This window comes from Campylobacter sp. CFSAN093260 (genome assembly GCF_012890095.1).
GTDB lineage: Bacteria > Campylobacterota > Campylobacteria > Campylobacterales > Campylobacteraceae > Campylobacter_D > Campylobacter_D jejuni.
On the sequence record NZ_CP040618.1, the window covers coordinates 38,927 to 64,597 of the forward strand.

Sequence of the window (25,671 nt, forward strand, 5' to 3'; positions counted from 1 at the left end):
CAAATCTTATTAGTCAATCTTTGAAATCTAAATAAGTGATCGATTGAGCCAGAAAGATTTAGGCATAAGTAATTATGTAAAATCTATTCAATCTAATAATTAAAAAGATTAAAAGTTTTTCTTTTAATCTTTCATAACTTTTTCTTTGAAGAAAAAGATTAAACTATCTATAATTTTTATGGAGAGTTTGATCCTGGCTCAGAGTGAACGCTGGCGGCGTGCCTAATACATGCAAGTCGAACGATGAAGCTTCTAGCTTGCTAGAAGTGGATTAGTGGCGCACGGGTGAGTAAGGTATAGTTAATCTGCCCTACACAAGAGGACAACAGTTGGAAACGACTGCTAATACTCTATACTCCTGCTTAACACAAGTTGAGCAGGGAAAGTTTTTCGGTGTAGGATGAGACTATATAGTATCAGCTAGTTGGTAAGGTAATGGCTTACCAAGGCTATGACGCTTAACTGGTCTGAGAGGATGATCAGTCACACTGGAACTGAGACACGGTCCAGACTCCTACGGGAGGCAGCAGTAGGGAATATTGCGCAATGGGGGAAACCCTGACGCAGCAACGCCGCGTGGAGGATGACACTTTTCGGAGCGTAAACTCCTTTTCTTAGGGAAGAATTCTGACGGTACCTAAGGAATAAGCACCGGCTAACTCCGTGCCAGCAGCCGCGGTAATACGGAGGGTGCAAGCGTTACTCGGAATCACTGGGCGTAAAGGGCGCGTAGGCGGATTATCAAGTCTCTTGTGAAATCTAATGGCTTAACCATTAAACTGCTTGGGAAACTGATAGTCTAGAGTGAGGGAGAGGCAGATGGAATTGGTGGTGTAGGGGTAAAATCCGTAGATATCACCAAGAATACCCATTGCGAAGGCGATCTGCTGGAACTCAACTGACGCTAAGGCGCGAAAGCGTGGGGAGCAAACAGGATTAGATACCCTGGTAGTCCACGCCCTAAACGATGTACACTAGTTGTTGGGGTGCTAGTCATCTCAGTAATGCAGCTAACGCATTAAGTGTACCGCCTGGGGAGTACGGTCGCAAGATTAAAACTCAAAGGAATAGACGGGGACCCGCACAAGCGGTGGAGCATGTGGTTTAATTCGAAGATACGCGAAGAACCTTACCTGGGCTTGATATCCTAAGAACCTTATAGAGATATGAGGGTGCTAGCTTGCTAGAACTTAGAGACAGGTGCTGCACGGCTGTCGTCAGCTCGTGTCGTGAGATGTTGGGTTAAGTCCCGCAACGAGCGCAACCCACGTATTTAGTTGCTAACGGTTCGGCCGAGCACTCTAAATAGACTGCCTTCGTAAGGAGGAGGAAGGTGTGGACGACGTCAAGTCATCATGGCCCTTATGCCCAGGGCGACACACGTGCTACAATGGCATATACAATGAGACGCAATACCGCGAGGTGGAGCAAATCTATAAAATATGTCCCAGTTCGGATTGTTCTCTGCAACTCGAGAGCATGAAGCCGGAATCGCTAGTAATCGTAGATCAGCCATGCTACGGTGAATACGTTCCCGGGTCTTGTACTCACCGCCCGTCACACCATGGGAGTTGATTTCACTCGAAGCCGGAATACTAAACTAGTTACCGTCCACAGTGGAATCAGCGACTGGGGTGAAGTCGTAACAAGGTAACCGTAGGAGAACCTGCGGTTGGATCACCTCCTTTCTAGAGTACAAAGTAATAAGTCTCACAACTATTACTTCAATATATAAACTCAATTGATTCTTGTTTAGATTTCAAAGATTGATGATAAAGCTAATTGTTTATGGGGAATTAGCTCAGCTGGGAGAGCGCCTGCTTTGCACGCAGGAGGTCAGCGGTTCGATCCCGCTATTCTCCACCATTTATTAAGGGCCTATAGCTCAGCTGGTTAGAGTGCACCCCTGATAAGGGTGAGGTCACAAGTTCAAGTCTTGTTAGGCCCACCATAAAAAAGATTTGAATAAAGAAGCTTTAAAATCTAAAGCAAGTATATAAAATAGATTAAATATAAAATATAAACTCTATACTTAGATTTATTTTTTATCTTTAACTATAAAAGAATATACTTTAATAGATATAAGTAGCATATACATTATGCATTTATATTTATAATGAATTATGTTAATATATATACTTCCTTTAGGTTTTAAACCTAAATGTTCTTTTTAATTATCATTGTTAAGAGTCACAAGCAAGTTTTAATAAAAACAATTTTACAGGACTTGTTAAAGGATAAAACCTATTTATCTTTTCTTTAGTTTAACTTAACTTTTAGCTGTCTTTATTTCTATAAATAAAGAGAATATTAGATTTAAGGATTATAAATTAAAGACAAGTTTCAAACTCACAGCTTAGTTGAGACTAAATCATTTAGTTTTATATTAAGTGTTTGAATGCTTTCCGTCTTAAGATAAAGAAGTCTTATCATAAAAACTTTAACAAGGAAGTGATGCGTTTTAGAATCAATAATAAAAGGTAAAAAAGGTAAGCTACTAAGAGCGAATGGTGGATGCCTTGACTGGTAAAGGCGATGAAGGACGTACTAGACTGCGATAAGCTACGGGGAGCTGTCAAGAAGCTTTGATCCGTAGATTTCCGAATGGGTCAACCCAATGTATAGAGATATACATTACCTATATAGGAGCGAACGAGGGGAATTGAAACATCTTAGTACCCTCAGGAAAAGAAATCAATAGAGATTGCGTCAGTAGCGGCGAGCGAAAGCGCAAGAGGGCAAACCCAGTGCTTGCACTGGGGGTTGTAGGACTGCAATGTGCAAGAGGTAAGTTTAGCAGAACATTCTGGAAAGTATAACCATAGAGGGTGATAGTCCCGTATGCGAAAAACAAACCTTAGCTAGCAGTATCCTGAGTAGGGCGGGACACGAGGAATCCTGTCTGAATCCGGGTCGACCACGATCCAACCCTAAATACTAATACCAGATCGATAGTGCACAAGTACCGTGAGGGAAAGGTGAAAAGAACTGAGGTGATCAGAGTGAAATAGAACCTGAAACCATTTGCTTACAATCATTCAGAGCCCTATGTAGCAATACAGGGTGATGGACTGCCTTTTGCATAATGAGCCTGCGAGTTGTGGTGTCTGGCAAGGTTAAGCAAACGCGAAGCCGTAGCGAAAGCGAGTCTGAATAGGGCGCTTAGTCAGATGCTGCAGACCCGAAACGAAGTGATCTATCCATGAGCAAGTTGAAGCTAGTGTAAGAACTAGTGGAGGACTGAACCCATAGGCGTTGAAAAGCCCCGGGATGACTTGTGGATAGGGGTGAAAGGCCAATCAAACTTCGTGATAGCTGGTTCTCTCCGAAATATATTTAGGTATAGCGTTGTGTCGTAATATAAGGGGGTAGAGCACTGAATGGGCTAGGGCATACACCAATGTACCAAACCCTATCAAACTCCGAATACCTTATATGTAATCACAGCAGTCAGGCGGCGAGTGATAAAATCCGTCGTCAAGAGGGAAACAACCCAGACTACCAGCTAAGGTCCCTAAATCTTACTTAAGTGGAAAACGATGTGAAGTTACTTAAACAACCAGGAGGTTGGCTTAGAAGCAGCCATCCTTTAAAGAAAGCGTAATAGCTCACTGGTCTAGTGATTTTGCGCGGAAAATATAACGGGGCTAAAGTAAGTACCGAAGCTGTAGACTTAGTTTACTAAGTGGTAGGAGAGCGTTCTATTTGCGTCGAAGGTATACCGGTAAGGAGTGCTGGAGCGAATAGAAGTGAGCATGCAGGCATGAGTAGCGATAATTAATGTGAGAATCATTAACGCCGTAAACCCAAGGTTTCCTACGCGATGCTCGTCATCGTAGGGTTAGTCGGGTCCTAAGTCGAGTCCGAAAGGGGTAGACGATGGCAAATTGGTTAATATTCCAATACCAACATTAGTGTGCGATGGAAGGACGCTTAGGGCTAAGGGGGCTAGCGGATGGAAGTGCTAGTCTAAGGTCGTAGGAGGTTGTACAGGCAAATCCGTATAACAATACTCCGAGAACTGAAAGGCTTTTTGAAGTCTTCGGATGGATAGAAGAACCCCTGATGCCGTCGAGCCAAGAAAAGTTTCTAAGTTTAGCTAATGTTGCCCGTACCGTAAACCGACACAGGTGGGTGGGATGAGTATTCTAAGGCGCGTGGAAGAACTCTCTTTAAGGAACTCTGCAAAATAGCACCGTATCTTCGGTATAAGGTGTGGTTAGCTTTGTATTAGGATTTACTCCGAAAGCAAGGAAACTTACAACAAAGAGTCCCTCCCGACTGTTTACCAAAAACACAGCACTCTGCTAACTCGTAAGAGGATGTATAGGGTGTGACGCCTGCCCGGTGCTCGAAGGTTAATTGATGGGGTTAGCATTAGCGAAGCTCTTGATCGAAGCCCGAGTAAACGGCGGCCGTAACTATAACGGTCCTAAGGTAGCGAAATTCCTTGTCGGTTAAATACCGACCTGCATGAATGGCGTAACGAGATGGGAGCTGTCTCAAAGAGGGATCCAGTGAAATTGTAGTGGAGGTGAAAATTCCTCCTACCCGCGGCAAGACGGAAAGACCCCGTGGACCTTTACTACAGCTTGACACTGCTACTTGGATAAGAATGTGCAGGATAGGTGGGAGGCTTTGAGTATATGACGCCAGTTGTATATGAGCCATTGTTGAGATACCACTCTTTCTTATTTGGGTAGCTAACCAGCTTGAGTTATCCTCAAGTGGGACAATGTCTGGTGGGTAGTTTGACTGGGGCGGTCGCCTCCCAAATAATAACGGAGGCTTACAAAGGTTGGCTCAGAACGGTTGGAAATCGTTCGTAGAGTATAAAGGTATAAGCCAGCTTAACTGCAAGACATACAAGTCAAGCAGAGACGAAAGTCGGTCTTAGTGATCCGGTGGTTCTGTGTGGAAGGGCCATCGCTCAAAGGATAAAAGGTACCCCGGGGATAACAGGCTGATCTCCCCCAAGAGCTCACATCGACGGGGAGGTTTGGCACCTCGATGTCGGCTCATCGCATCCTGGGGCTGGAGCAGGTCCCAAGGGTATGGCTGTTCGCCATTTAAAGCGGTACGCGAGCTGGGTTCAGAACGTCGTGAGACAGTTCGGTCCCTATCTGCCGTGGGCGTAAGAAGATTGAAGAGATTTGACCCTAGTACGAGAGGACCGGGTTGAACAAACCACTGGTGTAGCTGTTGTTCTGCCAAGAGCATCGCAGCGTAGCTAAGTTTGGAAAGGATAAACGCTGAAAGCATCTAAGCGTGAAGCCAACTCTAAGATGAATCTTCTCTAAGCTCTCTAGAAGACTACTAGTTTGATAGGCTGGGTGTGTAATGGATGAAAGTCCTTTAGCTGACCAGTACTAATAGAGCGTTTGGCTTATCTTTAATAAAGCATCACTTCCTTGTTAAGGTTTTTAAGAAGACTTTGAATATAGATAATATTTAGAGTTTAATAGAAATCTTTCAAGTAGAGTTTGTATTAGAACTTGCTCTTAACATTGTTTTTTAAGTATTCTATATAAAAACTTATCAAAGATAAAAGATAAGAAAAGAAGAAAGAGAATAAAGAAAAAAGTAAAGAAATAAAAGATTAAGCTTTATTTTTTAAATTCAATCTTTCAAAGAATATTTAAATAACAATGTCCGTGATTATACAGATGTGGAAACGCCTTGCTCCATCCCGAACCAAGAAGCTAAGCACATCGTGGGTGATGATACTACGCCTTACTGGCAGGGGGAAAGTAGCTCATTGCGGACTTGTTAATTCTGCTTAACTTGCCTATAAAATTAATAATCAGTTTTTTTAGTTTGTAATTAAAAATTTATTTACATGTAAAATTGTATAAAATTTGGAAAGTGATACATGGAAAAATTTATTGAAAGGTTGCTTGAAGAAGATATTAAATTTGAAAAAGATGTGAATAATGGTTTGAGTGATATAAATATATTTGATGCTTTGAATATTGAAACAAAAGAAAATTATCATTCTAAATTTATAGCTTATTTAATTGATATAAATAAGGATCATTATCAAAAAAATTTTGCAAAGGTATTTTTAGAAAAACTTGGTAAGAGTTTAGTAAATACGAAATTTGAAAATTTAAACATAGAAGATATAAAAAGCGTAGAAACAGAAGCCTGCATAAAAGATAATAGAAGGATAGATATTTTAATAACATTAAGTGATAAAAGATATATTATAATAGAAAATAAAATTTATGCAAAAGATCAAAAAAATCAATTGAAAGATTATATTAATTTTGTAAGAAAAAATATCAAAAATATAAAAGATTGTTATAAAAACATATTGACTATATATTTGCATCAAGATGAGTGTGCTAGTCCTAGTGATTATAGTTTGGGAAATTTTACAATAAAGACAAATTTGATTAAAGATAAAAATGAAAATAATGTTAGCTATTATTTGAAGATGGATTATATATGGATTAAGGAATGGATTGATGAGTGTATAAAAATATATGAAGAAAAATCAATCAAAGATCAAAAATTTATTCTTGATATACAAAACATTATTTTTACTCTAAATCAATACAAAAGTATTTTACAATGGTATATGACAGATGAGTATACTCAAAGAGATGATGTACTAGAATTTATTTTTCAAAACAATATAAAAATGCAAAATTTAAAAAATGCGATGATTTTATATAGATATAACAAAAATAAATCAGAGCTTAAAAATTTAAATGAAGAAAACTATAAGAAAGCTAAAGATATTATCCAGCATAAATGGAGCAACATCTGCGAATATATAATAGAAGAATTTTTTGATAGTTTTGAACACAAGGAAATTAAAATAGGTGATATAACTTTTATCGGCAATAAAATAGAAGAAAATCGTGTTAATCATGGTGTGTTTATATTTTATCCTATTGATTATAAGAATGAAAGCATATATCCATGTCTATATATTTATTTTAAAAAAAATTACTATGATATTATTGGTTTGACATTTGAAATTTCAAATGATGATGAAGAAGATATAGAAAATGAAAAATATAAAGAATGTTTAAAATTATTTAAAGATGTAAAAGAAGAAAATGTTAGAAAATATCAAAATCACTATTATTGTGATAAATTAATAAACAATGAAAAATTAGAAGGAGAATACGCTTTTATTTATTGGTTGATTGAAAATCAAAATTCTAAAAAAGATTTTATTCAAATTTTAAATGATTTTTTTATTAAAAAACCTATACAGGAAGCATATAAAGGTATTAATGATATATTAAATTCTTAAAAAAATTTTATATAAAAGTAAAATTTAGTAAAATACAAAATATTTTTTATAAAGGTTAAAAATGCATTTCACTTTGCTAAATGAAAAAGATTTTTTCAACCCATACTACCGCAAAAAGCAAATCATGCAAAATGAATTTGATATATTTAACAAGGCTTTAATGCAATATCTAGAAAGACTTGAAAGTTCGCAAAGTGAAAATGAAGATTATCTTGTAGCTAATGCACTTAGTCCATTTTTAACCATGTTAAATTTCAAAACTCACATCAAAACCAAGCAAAAAGGCAAAAGTGAGATTGACTTATCCATCTCTAAAGATGAGTTTAGTAAAGACTTAGAAGTTCTTATTGAGGCTAAAAAGCCAAATTCAAAAGAATTTATCACTCATACAAAGGTAAATTCTAAAGCCTTACACGAGACTATTTTATATTATTTTAGAAATAGAGAGTATAGTTTTAGCTTAAAATTTATTATCATCACAGATTTTTATAAATTTTACATTTTTAAAATTAGTGAGTTTGAAGAGCTTTTTTATAAAAATCCAAGTTTTAAAAAACTTTTTGAAGAATTTTGTAATCCAAATTCACTTTTCAAAGGTAATACTGAAGAATTCTATAAAGAAGTAGCCAAACTCATAGAAAATTCCAAAGAAAACTTAAAAGGCTTTTTGATTGACTTGACGTTTTTAAAAGACAAACAAAAATCAAATTTTAAAAACCTAGCAAGTATTTATAAAACTTTTCATAGAGACTTTTTGCTAAGTGAGTTTAACCCCAACGATGCAAATTCACTCAACAACGCTTTTTACAAAGAACTTTTATACATCTTAGGGCTTTGCGAAAGTAAACAAAACTCAAAACTCATCATCGCAAAAAGCGAAGAAAGCAAAGAAGAGCAAGGAACTTTCTACACCGCTATAAACTCTAAGCTTAAAGAAGAAAATTTTGAAACCATCTTAAAACTTTTGATCTTATGGCTTAATCGCATTTTGTTTTTAAAGCTTATAGAGTCAAATTTGGTGCGTTTTAATGATGATAAAAATTTGAAATTTTTAAATTTCAAAAAAATCCCTGATTTTGACAAGCTTAGCGAACTTTTCTTTGAAGTTTTAGCCAAAGAAAAAAGCACGCGAAAGAAAAGCGAATTTGCTTATCTGCCTTATCTAAATTCTTCTTTGTTTGAAAAACAAAGCATAGAAAACACGCTTGAAATTTCAAGCTTAAGTAATGACTTAAAGCTTTTTTACTATAAAAACACCGTGCTAAAAGATGATAAATGCAAGGCTAAAAAAGGACAAGTGGGGCTTTTAGAATACTTGTTTGAATTTTTGGATAGTTTTGATTTTGGTAGCGATGATGAGCAAAGCGAAATTTTAAGCCAAAAAGAACTCATAAGTTCAAGTGTTTTAGGAAATGTGTTTGAAAAACTCAATGGCTACAAAGAAGGAAGCTTTTACACGCCAAGCTTTATCACTTCTTATATGTGCAAAGAAAGCATCACAAAAGTTGTGCTTGATAAATTCAACGCTCAATTTGATCTTGATGCTAAAGATATAAGCGAACTAAGAAAGTCTTTAAGAAAAGAAGACAAAAAAGCACAAAAAGAGCTTTTAAACTCTATAAAAATTTGCGATCCTGCGGTGGGAAGCGGGCATTTTTTAGTTTCTGCTTTAAATGTTATGCTAAGCATTTATGATGAGTTAAATCTTTTTGATGAAGAATTTTATCTAGAAGTGCAAAACGATGAAATTCTCATCACGGGTAGAAAAGGCGAGTTTATAGAGTATAAACGCCCAAGCACGCCTAAAGATAAAGCCCATCTTATCCAGCAAGAACTTTTTCATACCAAAAAAGACATCATAGAAAACAACCTTTTTGGAGTCGATATCAACCCTAACTCATGCGAGATCACCAAGCTAAGGCTTTGGATAGAGCTTTTAAAACACAGTTTTTATCAAAGCTTTGATGATGAAAATTATCACGATCTTAAAACATTGCCAAACATCGATATAAACATAAAATGCGGAAATTCTTTGGTATCTTACTTTGAAACAGGCAAAAGCCTAAACCACTATCCTAACATCAAAGAACGTATGGGCAAATACAAACGCATAGTAAAAGACTATAAAGAAGGCTTTTACACGGATAAAAGCCACATCAACCAAGAGATAAAAAATCTCAAAATTTCTTTTAAAAATTTCTGCTTTGCAGATAAATTTAAAAAAGAAATGAAAAGCTTTAACGATAAATGTGAAAAATACTCTAAAAAATACGGAAATTTCTTAGCCGTAGATGATGAAAATTTGAAATTCTTTGTTAGTGCGAATTTGACTCTTTTTGACTTTGATGAAAAAGAAGCCACAAAAGAATTTGCAAATCTTAAAAAAGAATACGACAATATCTTCAACCTAGAAAGCAATCATCCTTTTGAATGGCGTTTTGAATTCCCTGAAATTTTGGACGATGATGGAAATTTCAAAGGCTTTGATCTCATCATCGGCAATCCACCTTATATAAGACAAGAAGAGCTTAAAGAACTCAAGCCCCATTTAGCTAAAAATTATAAGGTTTATAAAGGCACGAGCGATATTTATACTTATTTTTATGAACTAGGATTTAATGTTTTAAAAGATAGGGGGGGGTATTGAGCTATATCACTTCTAATAAATACACGCGTGCAGGATATGGGGAAGCTTTGCGTGAATTTTTGCTTAAAAATGTTAAGTTTTTAGAATACACTGATTTAAACGGCATAAAAGTTTTTGATAGTGCTACAGTGGATACTTCCATACTTTGTTTTGAAAAATCAAAAAGCAAAGATAATAAATTCAAATACCTTGCCCTAAGCAATGAAATTTTAAAAACTTGTGCTTATAACATCGGCTTATATAAGGACTTTGCAGAATTTTCGCAAAATTCTTTAAGCAAAGAAAGCTTCACTTTTAGCGATGAGAATACTAGTGCCTTAAAGGCTAAGATAGAACGCATAGGAACTCCGCTTAAAGAATGGTATGGGCTTAATATATATCGTGGAATTTTAACAGGCTATAATGAAGCCTTTATCATCACCACTGAAAAAAGAAATGAAATTTTAGCAAATTGCAAAGATGAAGCCGAAAAAGAACGCACCGCTAAACTCATACGCAAAATGCTACGCGGACGTGATATAAAAAGATATAGTTATGAATGGGCAGGACTTTGGGTGATAGGAACTTTTCCAAGTTTAAAAATCGATATAGAACAATATCCTGCTTTAAAGCAATATTTATCTCAATTTTTACCACGCATAGAACAAAGCGGAGAAAAAGGTTGCAGAAAGAAAACTAGCAATAAATGGTTTGAAACTCAAGACAATATCGCTTATTATGAAGAATTTGAAAAAGAAAAGATAGTGTATCCTGAAACAACTCAAGGAGCATATTTTGTCTATGATAATAAAGGAATTTTTTTAGAAAAAACAGCTTTTTTTATAGTCTGTGAAAATTTAAAATATTTACTAGGATTATTATCATCAAATTTAATTACATATTATTATAAGAATTTTTCTCAAGGTTGCAAATTAGGGACAAAAGGTTATCAATATAACAAACACGCTCTAGAAAATTTACCTATACCAAAAATAAATTCTAAAAATCAAAACATAGTCGATGAGCTTATAAATTTAGTCGATGAAATTTTAAAAGCCAAAGAACAAGACAAAAACGCAAACACCCAAGAACTAGAAAACAAAATCAATTCTTTGGTTTATAAACTTTACAATCTCACCGAAGAAGAAATAAAAATCATAGAAGGGAAATAATGGAAAGAAATATACATAATATCGAACTAGAAATACCAAATAGCGGTATTTTTATAATGGGTTTAGAAAATGAAAATTTAATTATTTCTTTAGATTTAGCTAAGTTTGAATGTAAGAAAAAATTAAATGCTGGAGAATTAGCTAAACCATTGCACCCATATATCATTTATGAAGTTTTAGAAAAAAATAATAAAAACAATTTTAATGATGTAAAAATTATAGATAAAATAGAAGATGAAAATAATATTATCTATTATTTTAATTTCAGATTGATATTAAAAGAAAATGAAGACAATAAAAACAAAGAAGCGCTAAAGACGCTCTCATTTATGCAAAATTTTATTCCTGCTTATTTTTTTTCTTATCAAATTATAGGAGATTCCAAAGCTATTCCTAAAAATGTTCTTGAGTATTTAAAAAATAGATATGGTTATGAAGGGAAAAATTATAAAAGTATTTTTAAGAAAGAAGTTTATATAAATTGTAATTGCTTTGAAAGATTAAATTTTTCTCATTGCGAATTTGAATCCAAAGTATCTTTGCGTTTTTTAAAAGATAATAAATATAAAGAATTTCACAATGGAGTTGATTTTTCAAATTGTATCTTTAAAAATGAAGTTGATTTCAGTTATTTTGCATCAGGCACACCATTGCCTGATAATAAATACTATAATAATGCGCAAAATACATTATTTAAAGATTGTATTTTTGAGAATAAGGTTGATTTCCATAATTCTAAAATTACCAATAATATTTATTTTAACAATGCTCACTTTAAAGATTATGTTGATTTTCACGAGTGTGAATTTGAAAAAACAGCTAGTTTTTATGGGGTGAGATTTGAAAAAGTTCCAAATTTCAGTGCTTGTTATTTTAAGGAACCAAAAGCTGTAAATTTAACAAATGTAAATATAGACAAATTAGATTTTAAATCATTAGAACAATATATAGAAGATAATTATAAAGATGAAAGTTACAAAAACGAAACCAAAGGAATACAAGATGAAAAAGAGATTTTTAAAATTCAAAACGAACACCAATTAAGATATGCCAAAAATTTAAAAGACTCTTTCAGGGTTATAAAAGATGTTTTAATTACTCAAAACAATAAATTAGAAGTTCAAGAATGGCATAAATTAGAACTTTATGCGAAAGAGAAAGAATTGGAAATTCAATTAAGTAAAAATAAAAATGACAATTTAAAAAAAGAATCTAAAAATCAAGTATATAATCCTAAGGATTATGAAAAATTTAATTATTCAAAAATTATACCTCTTATAATATTTTTATTAAAAATAATTGGACATTTATCTGTAAATATATTAATATTTGTTGAGTTAGTTTTGGTCGCTCCATTTTTTACAATAATGTTTTATTGTGTTTATGTTGTATTTTTTATATATAAAATTTTGACATTTATTCTAAAACCATTTTATCCTTTAGATATAAATAAATTTATAATCTTTTGGAGGATAAAATTTAATAAAATTAAAAGAAAATTAATAGTTTCCGGAAGAAAGATGCTAGATTTTACTTTGTGGTCTGATTGTGTTTTGTTACAAGTTTATAGGAATACTAGCAATCACCATACAAATTTCTTAAAAATTTTAAATTTTACAATTTTAATGATTTCATTGTATGCTTTTATGGGTTTTGTATTTTCAAAAACCATAAATTTTATATTATCCCTTAATTCAGTATCGATAATTATAGCAAGCTATATTATTTTGCTTGTATTTGCTTTAATGCTTGTTAATGTTAAAAAACAATTGTATCAATATGCCGTTATTTTGATTTTTATGCTTTGTGGTGCTTTTACAATATCTATGATATTGTTTTTATCATCAGAGTATATTTCAATTTTTTGCTTTTTGATTTATTTTTTAGGCGTATTGATTTTTTATCTTTTTTTTATTTGTAAAATTAAATTATTTATTTTTCTTGTGAGATTTTTTGCTTATATGATTTTTATTGCAACGATTATAACAAAACCACAATTTATAAATCCTTTTACAGGTGTATTTTCATCAGATAAGCTTTATGAAAGTCAATTTGAAAAAAGTTTAAATGATTTAAATGCGAGTGCTATTGTAAATCTAGCAAGCATATTGCAAAATGATTTTAATCTCCATTTAAAAGATCAAAATATTTCTTTTACAGAGTTAAATTCAGCTAAAGCTTTGATAATAGCAAATAAAGAAAAATTAAAAGAAATTTTATCTAAAGTGTATAATGATAAATATGTAAGTGATTATAAAAAGGTTTTAAATGAGCTAGAAAATAACACATCAAATGTAAAAAATATCATAGAAGAGATAGACAATAAAAACAACAATAGCGTTGTATCTGCTCAACTTAATAAATTTTTAAAATTAAATTTTAGTCAAGAAATAGATATTTTATATGCGATAAAAAGTAATTTTTCTATATCTGAAAAACTATCACCTGAGCAAATGGCTCTTTTTGATCAAAAAGACAGTCAAGATAAATTAAAAAGTGTCTTGGCTCTTTTGAAATTTAAATCAAGTTTTGAAGGGATTTTAAAGATTATAAATCAAGACGAGATTACAGAAAACACCATAAAATCTACTAGTGTTTTATATGGCATTATCCTTTTGCTTTGTATTTTCTCACTCCAAAAAACCGCACGAAAAAATTCCATAGTGCCAAGCTAAGCTTTAAAGCTTAGCTTGAAATTTTATCATCAGTCCTTTAAGTAGTATTCTATAGTAGAAACCACTCTTATGGTTTTGATATAAGGGGTGTTTTTATCCCTGTTGCTGATGCTAAATTGTCCTTGATAAGCCTTTTTTATCTTGCCTAGATGGCTGTTTGAGTCTTGTGCGAATTTTATTGCTGCGTTTCTAGCATTGAGCGTTGCTTCTTCTATCATTTGTGGTTTTATCTCATTTAGCTTGGTGTAAAGGTATTCTATATCATAATCATCGATTTTTGTTACTATGCCAAATTTTGCAAGACTTGAAATGTTTTCTAGTATGCTTTTTCCAAGCTTTACATTTTGAGTATAGATGAGTAAATTCGCAGTGCCTATGTATCGGTATGCAGCTTGAGTGTCGTTGCTATAAGGATCGCTTAAACGATCTATGATATTTGGCGAGTTGTAGCTGATCTCATCTTCTTTTACGCCTTGTTCTTTTAAAAATTTGATGATATTTTCTTTATCTTGTTCTAGTTCTTCGTATAAATTTGTAAGATTGTTGTTTGATCTTGTGAATTTTATAGGAAGTATCAAAGTATCCGCTTCGACTTCTTTTTGACTTAAACCCTTTACGCTTACACTTCTTTCAAGTGTTTTAAAATCGCTTAAAGCCTTGTTAAATCCAAAAGCTAGAATCAAACTTGCTAAAACTATGGCTAAAGCCATAAAGATATTATTTGTTTTCATTTTTTCTCCTTTATTTTGATTAGAAAATATATCATATTTGCAACCAATACGCAAGCACACATTACAAAAGCAAGGATTATCGGCGTATTTGCGTTAATAGCCCCAACCACAAAAGAAATAAGCCCTGCAAAACCAAATTGCACCGTTCCAAGCACCGCAGAAGCAGTTCCGCTATGTTCTTTAAACCTTGCCATAGCCAAAGTCGTGGTATTGGGTGCGATGAAACCAAGCATAGCGATACTTGTAAAAATACTAAGTTCAAAAAGCAAGAAATTTGGATGAAAAAAGGCATTTGCAAGTAAAATCACAGTCGATATAAACATTATCATCAAAGCTTTTGCCAAAATTTTTTCGCTTTCGTATTTTAAAACCAATCTTGCATTGATATTTGCACAGATGACAAAACCTAAAGCATTTGCCCCAAAAAGCAAAGCAAATTTTTGCTCACTCAAGCCAAAAAACTGCGTAAAAACAAAGCTTGATCCTGTGATATAAGCAAACATCGCCGCCAAAGCAAAAGAAGCACATAGTATATAAACTAAAAAGCGTTTATCGCTTAAAACAAATTTGTAGCTTTTCATCGCTTCATGATGGGAAAATTTTTTGTTTTTAAGATGAGGTGCGGACTCTTTTAAACCAAAAAGTATCATCAAAAAAAGTAAAATTCCTAAAGCAAACAAAGTCGCAAAAATACTATGCCATGAAAAATACTCTAGCAAAATTCCCCCAAAAGTTGGCGAAAGCATAGGAGCAAGAGAACTAAAAACCATCATCAAAGCAAAAATCCCTGCAGCTTCTTTGATCTCAAACAAGTCATTGACAATAGCCCTTGCGATAACCACACCTGCACAACCCCCAAGTGCTTCAAAAAATCTCAAAGCGATAAAAGCATAAATATCATCGATAATCACACAAAACAAACTCGAAACGATGAAGAAAAATATCCCCACCAAAGCTGGAATTTTACGCCCAAAAATATCACTTAAAGGCCCATATATAAGCTGTCCTAAAGCAAAAGCGATAAAAAAACTTGCGATACTAAGTTGGGTTAAAAAAGAATTAGTTTGAAAACTTTGCTCCACATGAGAAAGTGCAGGCAAATACATATCTGTAGAAAGTGGTGCTATGCTTGACATCAAAGCAAGGATAACGATGAGTTTAAATTTAGCAAAGCCGTGAATTTTGGTGTGTTTTTGCATTTGTAATCCTAATTATTTTAAAAGAATGATTTTAACGAGTCAATCTTAGAATAATCTTTGTTTTTCTATGTTAAATTTAGGGAAAAATTCTAAGGAAATTTTATGCAAAATTTAAACCAAAATGAACAAATCAAATGCCCAAGTTGTGGAAGTTTTATCGATATTAGCACTGCTTTATATGTTCAAATTTTAGATAAAGCCAAGCAAGAAATGCTAAAACAAAAAAAAGAATTTGATGATGAGGTAAATGCTAAAAGAGCTGAATATACCAAAGCTTTAAATGATTTAAAAACTCAAAAGATAGAACAAGAAAAACTCATAAACGAGCAAGTAAGCCAAAAGCTTCTTTTAGAAAAGCAAAAATTTGAACAAGAACTTCTCACACAAAAGCAAAATTTCCAAAAAGAATTCAGCGAGAAATTTAACAAAGAGCATGAAAATGAAATGAAAATCATGCAAGAAGAACTCGAGAAAAAAAGCAAAGAACTTAGCGAGTTTTTAAGCATAAAGGCTGAAAATGAAAGGTTAAAAAGAGAGCAAAAAGAAAATGAAGAAAGATTGAAATTTCAAGCCAAAGAAGAGGCTTTTAAAGAATTTAAAGAACAAGAAAGCAAAAATTTGGAATTTGAAAGAGAAAAAATGCGTCTTGAATTTCAAAAAAGTACTCAAGAGCAAGATCTTAAATACAAAGAACTAGAAACGAATTTTAAAAGTGTAGCTCAAAAGCTAGAAGACGCACAACGCAGGATAGAACAAGGCTCACAGCAACTCCAAGGCGAAGCAGCCGAACTACTCATAGAAGAATACATACAAAGTGAGTATTTAAGCGATGAAGTAAAAGAAGTGCCAAAAGGCGTAAATGGAGCTGATTGTCTGCATATAGTAAAGGATAATTTTGGAAATATTTGCGGAAGTATTTTGTATGAGAGCAAACGCACTAAAGAATTTAATAAAGAATGGCTTGATAAGCTTAAGCTAGACAGCATAGCCGCAAAAAGTGATATAGCGGTTTTGATCACAAAAACTATGCCAAAAGATAAAGAAAAAACGCATTTTAAAGAAGGAATTTTGATCTGTACTTTTAATGAATTCAAAGGTGTTTTAGCAGTGCTTAGAGAAAGCATTATAAACGCTTATAAACTCAAAAATGCTTTACAAAACAAAGATGAAAAAAATCACATTTTATACGAATACTTAAATTCCAAGGAATTTAATACGCAAATCACTTTTATACTTAAAACTTATCAAAATATGAAAGAAGAATTAGAAGCTGAAAAAAGAGCTTTGCAAAATATATGGAAAAAAAGAGAAAGAGCTATAGAAAATCTAAGTTTTAATTCCACTGCCATAGTGAGTTCTTTAAATGCGATATTTAGCGACTTACAAGGTGGAAATTTGATAGGCGAAGAAGGGATTAAAAGTCTTGAAAATTTAGCAAAAGATGAGGATTAATTTTGGGCTAAGCCCAAAATTAATCATTCTCCTGGGAAGTGATTTGGATTTTTCCAAGGTCCGTATTTTACTTTTATGTATTCTTTAGGGTCTAAATTTTGTTGCGGTGAGGCAAAATACTCAGGTTTTAATGATGGGGATTTGCTATAAGCTGTATCAAGTCCTGCACGATTTTCTGTAGTGGTTATAGGCATTCTTACAAAACCTGTATTGACATAAGCTGCTATATCTAGTGCATCTTCATCGCTTAATATAGGATTATCCGCACTCGCACCAAAAGGCATGGCTGATTTTAAAAATCTTGCTAAAAATGGTATCATAGCCATGTGTCCACCATCAGGATAGATAAGTAAAGATGGATATAAATGTCCGCTACCTTGTTCGTAATTATCATTTTTTACCCCAAGTCCTCTTTCGCCATGGCAAGCAACGCAATTTTCTTCAAAGAGTTTTTTTCCACGCACAGGGTCAGCTGGGCGATTTGGAAAATTCATCTTAGCAAAAAAATCTCCTTCAAGCTTTACGCCGTCTTTGATACCATAAGCTTCTTTTAGCCATTTAAAATAAGCTAAAATTGCTTTCATTTCTTTAGAATCATTAGGAAATCTATGAGAGTCAGTTCCGCCCATTCCGCGAATTCTATCTTCAACAGAGATGATTTTCATCGTTTCTATGTCAAGTCTTGGATAATTGTTTAGGATATTTAAAAATGGAATAACATATTTTTTTGTCCCTGGCAAACCATTGCCGTCATTGTCCATGTGACAGGAAATACAATTTACTTCGTTGCTTGTCTTTTTTAGCTTGCTATAGGGTCCTAGAGTACTTTCTGTCTTGCTTAAAAGCTCTATGCCATAACGGATTAAATCCCCTTGCTTGCCTTTTGGAACATCATTGATGCTTAAATTTTTATTTGGCCATTCTTGCACAGGTCTTTTGGAAAGTTCCTTAAAATACTCTACTCCTTCCTTGTCGCTTAATTCTTCTCCTACTTTGTAATCACTCACGCTTTTAGCACTAAGACTCAAACTAAGACATAAACTAAGCAATAAAATGTGTTTTTTCATGATTTTCCTCCTTTTTATTTGCAGTTCAAATTGATTTTAGTGTATTTTTTCTTAAATATTAAGCATAATAAGAATAATTTAAATAAAATTAAATTTTAGAGTGTTACTAAAAGTAATATATTTTTAAAGTATATAATTAATATTTATTAAAATTTTATGATATTAACTTTATGTTAATTATTTAAATAGTTTGTTTTTTATAGAGTTTAGATTTTCTTCTAAATTTTTGAAATTGTTTTCAAAATCTTTTTTTATATCTATAAAAAAAGGATTGCTTAAAGTAGCGATAAGATAACGATTTTCTTTAGAAAAGATATGATTTAAAGTGAAATTTTTATCTGTAAGTTTGATATAAATTTGCTCTTCATTTTCAAAGCTAGGATTTTTGTTTGCACTTAAAATTTCGAGCAAAATTCCGCAAAAAAAGCGTTTATTTTCGTCCAAAAACTGAATATCATAAATTTTAAAATCCTTAAATTCAAAGCAGTTTTGACTTTTAAATTCTTTCAAATCCTTTGTAAGTCCTAATTTTAAAAAGTCTTTTTGGCTTAAACTTTGCTTTTTAAATTTTGCCCCAAAACGACGTAAAAATAAATTTAAAGCATTAATTTGTAATTCTTTTTGTGCGAGTTTTAGTTTTTTGGCTGTAAAACGAAAGAAAAAAACACCTACAAAAACAGCTAAAATTACTGCGATTAAGGCATCTCTTATAAAAACAAAGGCTAAAAAACCTACAAGTAAGGCTTCGATAATGCTTAGGAATTTTAAGATTCCTAAGCGTTTAAGTATATAAAGTCTATTATTTTCTAAGCTTTTTAAATCCATTAAGATTTTGCTTTTTCCATTCTTTTTCTTTGAGTTGGGTCAAGATAGCGTTTGCGAACACGCACATTTACAGGTGTAACTTCTACAAGTTCATCTTCTTCTATCCACTCTAAAGCTCTTTCAAGACTTAATTTTCTAGGTGGCACAAGTTTGATTGCATCATCGCTTCCACTTGCTCTTACATTGGTAAGATTCTTTCCTTTGATAGGATTAACATCTAAATCATTTGGACGAGAGTGCTCACCTATAATCATACCGGTATAAACTTTAGTTTGAGGCTCTATGAAAAGTACTCCACGCTCTTGAAGGTTAAACAAAGAATACCCTAAAGCCACGCCATTTTCCATAGAAATTAACGCTCCATTATTACGCTTTTCAACCGCACCGCTAAAAGGACGGAATTCTAAAAAGCTATGATTCATCACGCCTTCGCCTTTGGTATCAGTTAAAAACTGACTTCTAAAACCTATAAGTCCGCGTGCTGGAATTTCAAACTCAAGTCTTGTTTGTCCATCGCCTGTTGGTGCCATGGTTTTCATTTCAGCTTTTCTTTTGCCAAGTTTTTCTATTACCGCACCACTAAATTCTTCAGGCACATCGATAACTAAATGTTCAAAAGGTTCTGTTTTAACTCCATCTTCAACTTTTACGATAACTTCAGGTCTTCCCATGCAAAACTCAAAACCTTCACGACGCATATTTTCAGCTAAAATAGTGATTTGAAGTTCGCCCCTACCGCTTACTTTAAATTTACCTTCTCCTGTGCTTTCGTATTTCATAGCAATATTAGTTTTCATTTCAGCTTCTAAACGTTCAGCGATTTTATTTGAAGTTACATGTTTTCCTTCAGTTCCTGCTAATGGTCCATCATTTACAGAAAATACTATGCTTAAAGTCGGCTCTTCAATGTGTAAAGGATCAAGTGGCATAGGATTGTTTGGATCTACAACGCTATCACCCACATCTAAAGCTTCAAAACCTGCTATAGCTACGATATCTCCACTTCCTGCTTCTTCGATGTCCATTTTTTCTAAGCCCATAAAGCCAATGAGTTTTGAAATTCTACCATTTACCTTGGTACCATCAGCTTTTGCAAGCATTACGCTTTGGTTTTTCTTCACAACCCCATTGAAAATTCTAGCAATGCCTATTTTACCTACGAAATTATCATACCCCAAAGTGAAAACTTGAAGCTGCAAAGGATTTTCATCACTACCACTTGGAGCTGGAACGCGTTCAAGTATGGTTTTAAAAAGTGGCTCCATATTATCACTTTCATCGTTTAGATCAAGCTTAGCATAACCATTTTTTGCTGCAGCATAAACTATAGCAAAGTCAAGTTGCTCATCGTTTGCATCTAGGGCTACAAAAAGATCAAAAATTTCATTGATCACTCTTTCAGGATCAGCAGCTGGTTTGTCTATTTTGTTGATTACAACTATAGGTTTAAGCCCTAAAGATAAAGCTTTTTTAACCACGAATTTAGTTTGTGGCATAACGCCTTCTTGAGCATCTACTAAAAGCAAAACTCCATCAATCATTTTTAAAACACGTTCTACTTCTCCGCCAAAATCAGCATGCCCTGGAGTATCTATGATGTTGATTTTTGTACCTTTGTAATTGATCGCTGTGTTTTTTGAAAGTATGGTAATACCGCGTTCTTTTTCTATATCGTTGCTATCCATAACGCGTTCTGAAATTTGTTCTCTTTCGCTAAAGGTGCCTGATTGTTTTAACAATTCATCTACCATAGTGGTTTTACCATGGTCAACGTGAGCTATAACTGCTATATTTCTAATGTTTTCCAAATTTTCTTCTCCAAAGCTAAATTTTTAAAAGCTTAAATTATACAAAAATTTAACTTAAACTACAAAGTATCAAAACTTGGAACACTTCTTGCTTTAAAAACTTATGAAATTAAAATTTTAAAAAGGAAGTTAAAATGTCAAAACCATTAAATGAAGAGATTTTTGTTGAATTTAAAAGTGATTTAGCTGAAAGAAAAAATGAAGTTTTGCTTCAAGTTTTAGAGCTTTTAGAAACTTTTAGATCAGATGAAAACGAAAAAATGGCAAGAATTTCAAGTGAGCTTACAGAAATTTTAGAAAATGAAGAAAATTTAGAGAAAATTTTAAATGCTAAAAATTTAGAAGAGCTTTTAAATATCTTAACTGCTTTAAATGAAGATAAGATGATTAAAGTATATGAAGATTCTTATTTGAAAGAAAAATTTCCTAATGTAATGGTAGATAAATTTTTAAAATAATTTTTTGAAGGAAAAGTGATGTCAAATTTAGCTCCGCAAAATGATGTTTTAAATCTTACGCCGAGTAAAACTTCTACTACTAGCAGTTCTTTTAGTAAAACTAGTAAAAATAAAGAACATGAAAGTAGTGATAGTAAAAATTCAACTCAAGATGATACGGAAAGTTTTTTAAATTCTTTGCTTAATTCTATCAATGAAACCAATGAATTTTTACCTGATCATATGAAGATCAGTCAAAAAGAAGTTGTTAATGAAGCGATGAGCAGACTTCAAAAAGGAGCTTTTGATGAGAGCGATAAGATAAGCATTTTCGAATCTGCTTCTTTTATGCAAATTCTTTCTTTGTTAGATAAGCTAAAAACAGATACAGCAGATGTTAAACTAGCAAATCTTTCTACTCAACTTTCAAGTCTTATTAAAACAGAGGCTAATTTTAATGCTTTAAAAGGTGCATCAAATCTTAGTGAGCTTTTGGACATAGCTAAAGATCTGGGCTTAAATGTAAAAAATATTAAAGTAGATCGTCTTCTTGATCTTAAAGCAACTTTTCCAAATTTAGATAAGGCTGATTTTTTTAAGGGTGCTGTGGATAATGTTTTTAAAGAAATCATCAATAATAAAATTTCCAATGTGAGTAAAAATTTAAATCACAATTTAGAAAATACAACTCATACTACAAGCACTCATTCTATGCAAAAAACAAATTCTAAAGATAGCGGTTCTTTGCTTTCTCAAACTTTAAAAAATTTAGATTCCATACTTTCATCCAAAGAAAGCAAACACGAAAAAAACGATAAAGTTAAATCAAAAATAGAAGAAGATACCACAGATGCTAAAAATACTTTAAAAAATATCAAAAATGATGAGTTTGCAAAAAATTTAACAGAAGAGTTAAATATAAAAGATAAAAAAAACCAAGATAATTTAAATAAAGAAAGCAAAGACTTAAACAAAGATTTTAATAAAGAGTTAAATAAAAATCAAGAAAAAAACAATTTAAATCAAGAAAATATACAAGATCAAAATAAAAATTTAAAGAACAATGATCAAAATTTAAATCTTGATAAAAATTTAAATAAAGAAATTGTTAAAGATACTCAGAAATTAGTTTCAAATTTAACACAAAAAGATTTTAATCTAAATAAAGAGCCTAAAAACAACAACAAAGAAAATAAAGATATAAAACAAAATTTCTTTGATCAAAAATTAAATTTTGAAAATTTAAATAAAACTCAAGTAGTTCAAAACAAAGAGAATAATGCAAATTTTAATAATAATACTACTAATAAAGAAACTTTTACTCAAGAGCAAACAAAAACGCACAGTGAAAATGTAGATAAAAATAGCTTAGATGAGTTAAATTCTTTAGTCAAAGATTTAAATAAAGTAACACAAAACAATGCTCGCAATATCACTCCTAAAGAAACTTTGCAGTATTTTTCACAAGATTTAAAAGAGGCTGTAGATCAATATAAAGCGCCTATTACTAAACTTAGTATCACTCTAAATCCTAATAATCTTGGAGAAGTGGAGGTAACTTTGATACAAAGAGGTAATAACCTTCATATCAATTTCAACTCCAATACCAATGCAATGAATTTGTTTATCCAAAATCAAGCCGAGTTTAAAAATTCTCTTGTAAATATGGGATTTACTGGACTTGAAATGAATTTTAGTGATCAAGGTAAAAGAGAGCAAAATCAAAATCAAGGAAAAAATCGTAGTGGATATGGTTTTAAAGATGCTTTAGATGGAAAAAATGAAAGTGAAAAAGTCAATCTAGAGCTTGTTTTAGCGAAGTATTTTTAAATTGGAACACTTATTGCTTAAATAATAAAAAACTAAATAAAAAGGAGTTTATAATGATATCATCATCGGATTGGAATTTAAATACCACTGCTACAACTTCAGGTACTACTTCTTCAGGAAGTACTAGTGGAACAACTAGAACAGATTCAAGTAGTAGCTCAGGAATAGTGAGCAATCCAAACGCTACCTTAGATAAGGATGCGTTTTTAAAACTTCTTTTGATAGAGCTTCAACATCAAGATCCAACAGATCCTATGGATAGCGATAAAATGCTTACTCAAACTTCGCAGCTTAGCGCACTTGAAATGCAGCAAAATACCAATACAACTATGCAAAAAATGGTTGAAACTATGCAAAAGCTTTCTGATTCTTTTAGTACAAGTATGAGTACTTCAGCTTTAGGGGCTATTGGTAAAATGGCAACTGTTTCAGATAATAAAATCAAACTTACAGGTGCAGATGAGCTTATCGCTCTTAAAATGTATTTGCCTGAAGATTCTGATGAAAACGGTGTTACGCTAGAAATTTATGATAGCAATAATAAACTTGTTTTCAGTGAAAAAAGCGATGCTAAATCTATTTCTCAAGGTTTATTTACTATGGAGTGGCCAGGAAGAAATAACGATGGGGTTTATGCAGGTGATGGTGAGTACACTGTTAAAATGGTTTATAATAATAAAAATGGTGAAAAAATCACTGCAAATTACGGAACTTATCCTATCGAAGGTGTTGTTTTTAAAGATGGTGTTGCCTATGCAAAAATGGCTGGACAAGAAGTTCCTTTTGATGCGATACAAGAAATAACAGATTATAAGCTTGGTTCATCTTCATCTACTGGAGGAAGCGGTTCAAGTGGAGACTCAAGTGGTGGTTCAAGCGATGGAGATTCTTCTGGGTCTGGATCTACAGAAGATGGCGACAAAGAGGAAAAGGCATAAGCCATGATGAATTCATTTTATAATGGGATTTCTGGAGTAAAAAGCAATAGCTTTGGTATTGATATCACTGCTAATAACATAGCAAATGTCAATACCACGGGCTTTAAATACTCTGATGCTCAATTTAAAGATATTTTTTATACTACCATAACAACCCAATCAACCAACCCTGCTCAAGGTGGTTATGGTAGCGGTGCAGCATCTTCTCAAGTTGTTTTCGAACAGGGTTCTCCTGTTGCAAGTGATGGCGAATTTGATGTGGCTTTGCAAGGAAAAGGATTTTTTGGGGTTTTAGGGGCTGATGGCAATGCTTACTATACTAGAAATGGATCATTTAGAAGAGATGCCAATGGATATTTGGTAGATTCTTATGGAAATTTTGTTTTAGGAACAATGAATCCTGCTTTTACTGGTATTAACTATAGCGATAGAGTTGCTGGGCTTATGGGGGATTATCTTAACACAGGAACTCCGGTAAATAATGGTTTTACTGTAAATTCAAATAATTCTTTCAGTATAGGCACAACCGCTTCTCAAGGGGCTATTAAAGTACCTGTGAATATGTATTTACCTCCTCAAGTAACTCAAAATGTAAAATGGAGTGGAAGTTTAAATACTAACACAACAACAGAAGTAGTTAAAGTAGATCTTGATCCTAGTAAATTTAACATTACAAAAACTGAAGATGGAAAATATGTAGTTAGTGGTAGTGTTAGCAAAGAAGATGTGTTTAGTGCTAAAGCGGGTGATAGGATTATTTTAAATTTCACTGATGATAATGGCGTAAAAACAAGCTTTGAAGCGACTTTAGATGAAAATCTAAATTTTAAAAGTAACGAGCTTGATTTAAAAGGATTGGATGAAAATAGCATCAAGCTTGATACAGCTCAAATTTCAACAGAGCAACAAAAAGCCAATAAAGATATTTTAGAATCCCCTATTTATAATGCAGATGGAAGTAAAAGCACTTTAAGGGTTACACTTGAAAGAGTTTTACCGCAAGAAGGCGATAATATACAATATAAAGCTATTGCACAAATTTATGATTCTAATGGCAATGCCGTAGGCAATCCGACTGAAGGAAATATGGTTTTTGATAAAAATGGTGCTTTGCTTCAAAACAATATTACAAGCATTGCAAATCCAAATGGTGGAACAATTAATATTGATTTAGGTTCTCCTTATGATGCTAACAAGCCTGGTTCGGGTTATAGTGGGATTTATATTAAACAAGGCGTCGAAAAAAATGTAGTTACACAACAAGATGGTGTAGCTGAAGGGTTTTTTGAACAATATAATATATCCGATGATGGAAGTATTGTTGCGCAATTTAGCAATGGTAAAAATGCCATAGTTGGAAAGCTTGCTTTATATAATTTTATCAATGAGCAAGGATTAGTTGCTATGGGAGATAATATTTTTGCAGCAACGGCAAATAGCGGTGATGCAAGTTTTATTATGAAAGATGGTCAAGTTGTTAATACAGCTAAATTTAAAGGCGGATTCTTAGAACAATCAAATGTTGATTTAAGCGCAGAGCTTTCAAACCTTATCGTAACTCAAAAAGCCTTTGATGCAAGCTCAAAAAGTATCACTACAAGTGATCAGATGATACAAAAAGCCATTAATATGAAAAGATAA

Annotated in this window: 12 protein-coding genes, 2 tRNA genes, 3 rRNA genes and 1 pseudogene; 13 read left to right on the plus strand and 5 right to left on the minus strand. The window is 32.7% G+C overall.

The window, feature by feature from the left end; genetic code table 11:
- The first annotated feature begins 175 nt into the window (after positions 1–175).
- From FBF22_RS00150 to FBF22_RS00185, 8 genes and pseudogenes are all read left to right on the plus strand, one after another.
- Positions 176–1,688: ribosomal RNA gene (locus tag FBF22_RS00150) — 16S ribosomal RNA — on the plus strand.
- A gap of 102 nt (positions 1,689–1,790) precedes the next feature.
- Positions 1,791–1,866, plus strand: a tRNA-Ala gene (locus FBF22_RS00155).
- An 8-nt stretch (positions 1,867–1,874) separates the two neighbouring features.
- Positions 1,875–1,951, plus strand: a tRNA-Ile gene (locus FBF22_RS00160).
- A 536-nt stretch (positions 1,952–2,487) separates the two neighbouring features.
- Positions 2,488–5,394, plus strand: a 23S ribosomal RNA gene (locus tag FBF22_RS00165).
- A 256-nt stretch (positions 5,395–5,650) separates the two neighbouring features.
- Positions 5,651–5,767, plus strand: a 5S ribosomal RNA gene (rrf, locus tag FBF22_RS00170).
- Together the 16S, 23S and 5S rRNA genes with 2 tRNA genes alongside form the textbook arrangement of a ribosomal RNA operon.
- A 105-nt stretch (positions 5,768–5,872) precedes the next feature.
- Entirely contained in the window at positions 5,873–7,270 is a 1,398-nt protein-coding gene (locus FBF22_RS00175; RefSeq protein WP_002865703.1) for a PD-(D/E)XK nuclease family protein, read from the plus strand.
- Between the two features lie 61 nt (positions 7,271–7,331).
- Positions 7,332–11,068, plus strand: a pseudogene (locus tag FBF22_RS00180) (TaqI-like C-terminal specificity domain-containing protein).
- Positions 11,068–13,743 (plus strand): pentapeptide repeat-containing protein, encoded by a 2,676-nt coding sequence (locus FBF22_RS00185; RefSeq protein WP_165433241.1) that lies wholly within the window; start codon positions 11,068–11,070, stop codon positions 13,741–13,743. The pseudogene FBF22_RS00180 and the gene FBF22_RS00185 overlap by 1 nt, the downstream one beginning before the upstream one ends.
- Positions 13,744–13,772: 29 nt before the next feature.
- Here FBF22_RS00185 and FBF22_RS00190 read toward each other — a convergent pair whose 3' ends face one another.
- Entirely contained in the window at positions 13,773–14,474 is a 702-nt protein-coding gene (locus FBF22_RS00190; protein WP_165433240.1) for an SIMPL domain-containing protein, read from the minus strand.
- Entirely contained in the window at positions 14,471–15,673 is a 1,203-nt protein-coding gene (locus FBF22_RS00195; protein ID WP_002888661.1) for a multidrug effflux MFS transporter, read from the minus strand. Before FBF22_RS00195 ends, FBF22_RS00190 begins: the two co-directional genes overlap by 4 nt.
- A 102-nt stretch (positions 15,674–15,775) precedes the next feature.
- On the opposite strand from FBF22_RS00195, the gene FBF22_RS00200 reads away from it, so the two are divergent.
- Positions 15,776–17,125 (plus strand): DUF2130 domain-containing protein, encoded by a 1,350-nt coding sequence (locus tag FBF22_RS00200; protein ID WP_002857687.1) that lies wholly within the window; start codon positions 15,776–15,778, stop codon positions 17,123–17,125.
- 23 nt (positions 17,126–17,148) lie between these two features.
- Here FBF22_RS00200 and FBF22_RS00205 read toward each other — a convergent pair whose 3' ends face one another.
- From FBF22_RS00205 to typA, 3 genes are all read right to left on the minus strand, one after another.
- Complete coding sequence (locus FBF22_RS00205; protein WP_002898852.1) at positions 17,149–18,192, minus strand: c-type cytochrome; 1,044 nt, start codon at positions 18,190–18,192, stop codon at positions 17,149–17,151.
- 177 nt (positions 18,193–18,369) lie between these two features.
- On the minus strand, positions 18,370–19,017 hold the full coding sequence (locus FBF22_RS00210) for a poly(A) polymerase (RefSeq protein WP_165433239.1): 648 nt from the start codon (positions 19,015–19,017) through the stop codon (positions 18,370–18,372).
- The gene (typA, locus tag FBF22_RS00215; RefSeq protein WP_002859745.1) at positions 19,017–20,825 is read right to left on the minus strand and encodes a translational GTPase TypA; all 1,809 of its coding nucleotides are present in this window, start codon (positions 20,823–20,825) and stop codon (positions 19,017–19,019) included. The genes FBF22_RS00210 and typA overlap by 1 nt, the downstream gene beginning before the upstream one ends.
- A gap of 134 nt (positions 20,826–20,959) precedes the next feature.
- On the opposite strand from typA, the gene FBF22_RS00220 reads away from it, so the two are divergent.
- From FBF22_RS00220 to FBF22_RS00235, 4 genes are read left to right on the plus strand one after another with little or no spacing between them, the layout of a single operon-like run.
- Positions 20,960–21,283 carry a hypothetical protein gene (locus FBF22_RS00220; protein WP_002782892.1) on the plus strand — a complete coding sequence of 108 codons (324 nt, stop codon included), beginning with the start codon at positions 20,960–20,962 and terminating at the stop codon, positions 21,281–21,283.
- A 15-nt stretch (positions 21,284–21,298) separates the two neighbouring features.
- On the plus strand, positions 21,299–23,092 hold the full coding sequence (locus FBF22_RS00225) for a flagellar hook-length control protein FliK (protein WP_074471117.1): 1,794 nt from the start codon (positions 21,299–21,301) through the stop codon (positions 23,090–23,092).
- Between the two features lie 53 nt (positions 23,093–23,145).
- Complete coding sequence (locus tag FBF22_RS00230; protein ID WP_002805290.1) at positions 23,146–24,030, plus strand: flagellar basal body rod modification protein; 885 nt, start codon at positions 23,146–23,148, stop codon at positions 24,028–24,030.
- 3 nt (positions 24,031–24,033) lie between these two features.
- On the plus strand, positions 24,034–25,671 hold the full coding sequence (locus FBF22_RS00235) for a flagellar hook protein FlgE (protein ID WP_002805291.1): 1,638 nt from the start codon (positions 24,034–24,036) through the stop codon (positions 25,669–25,671).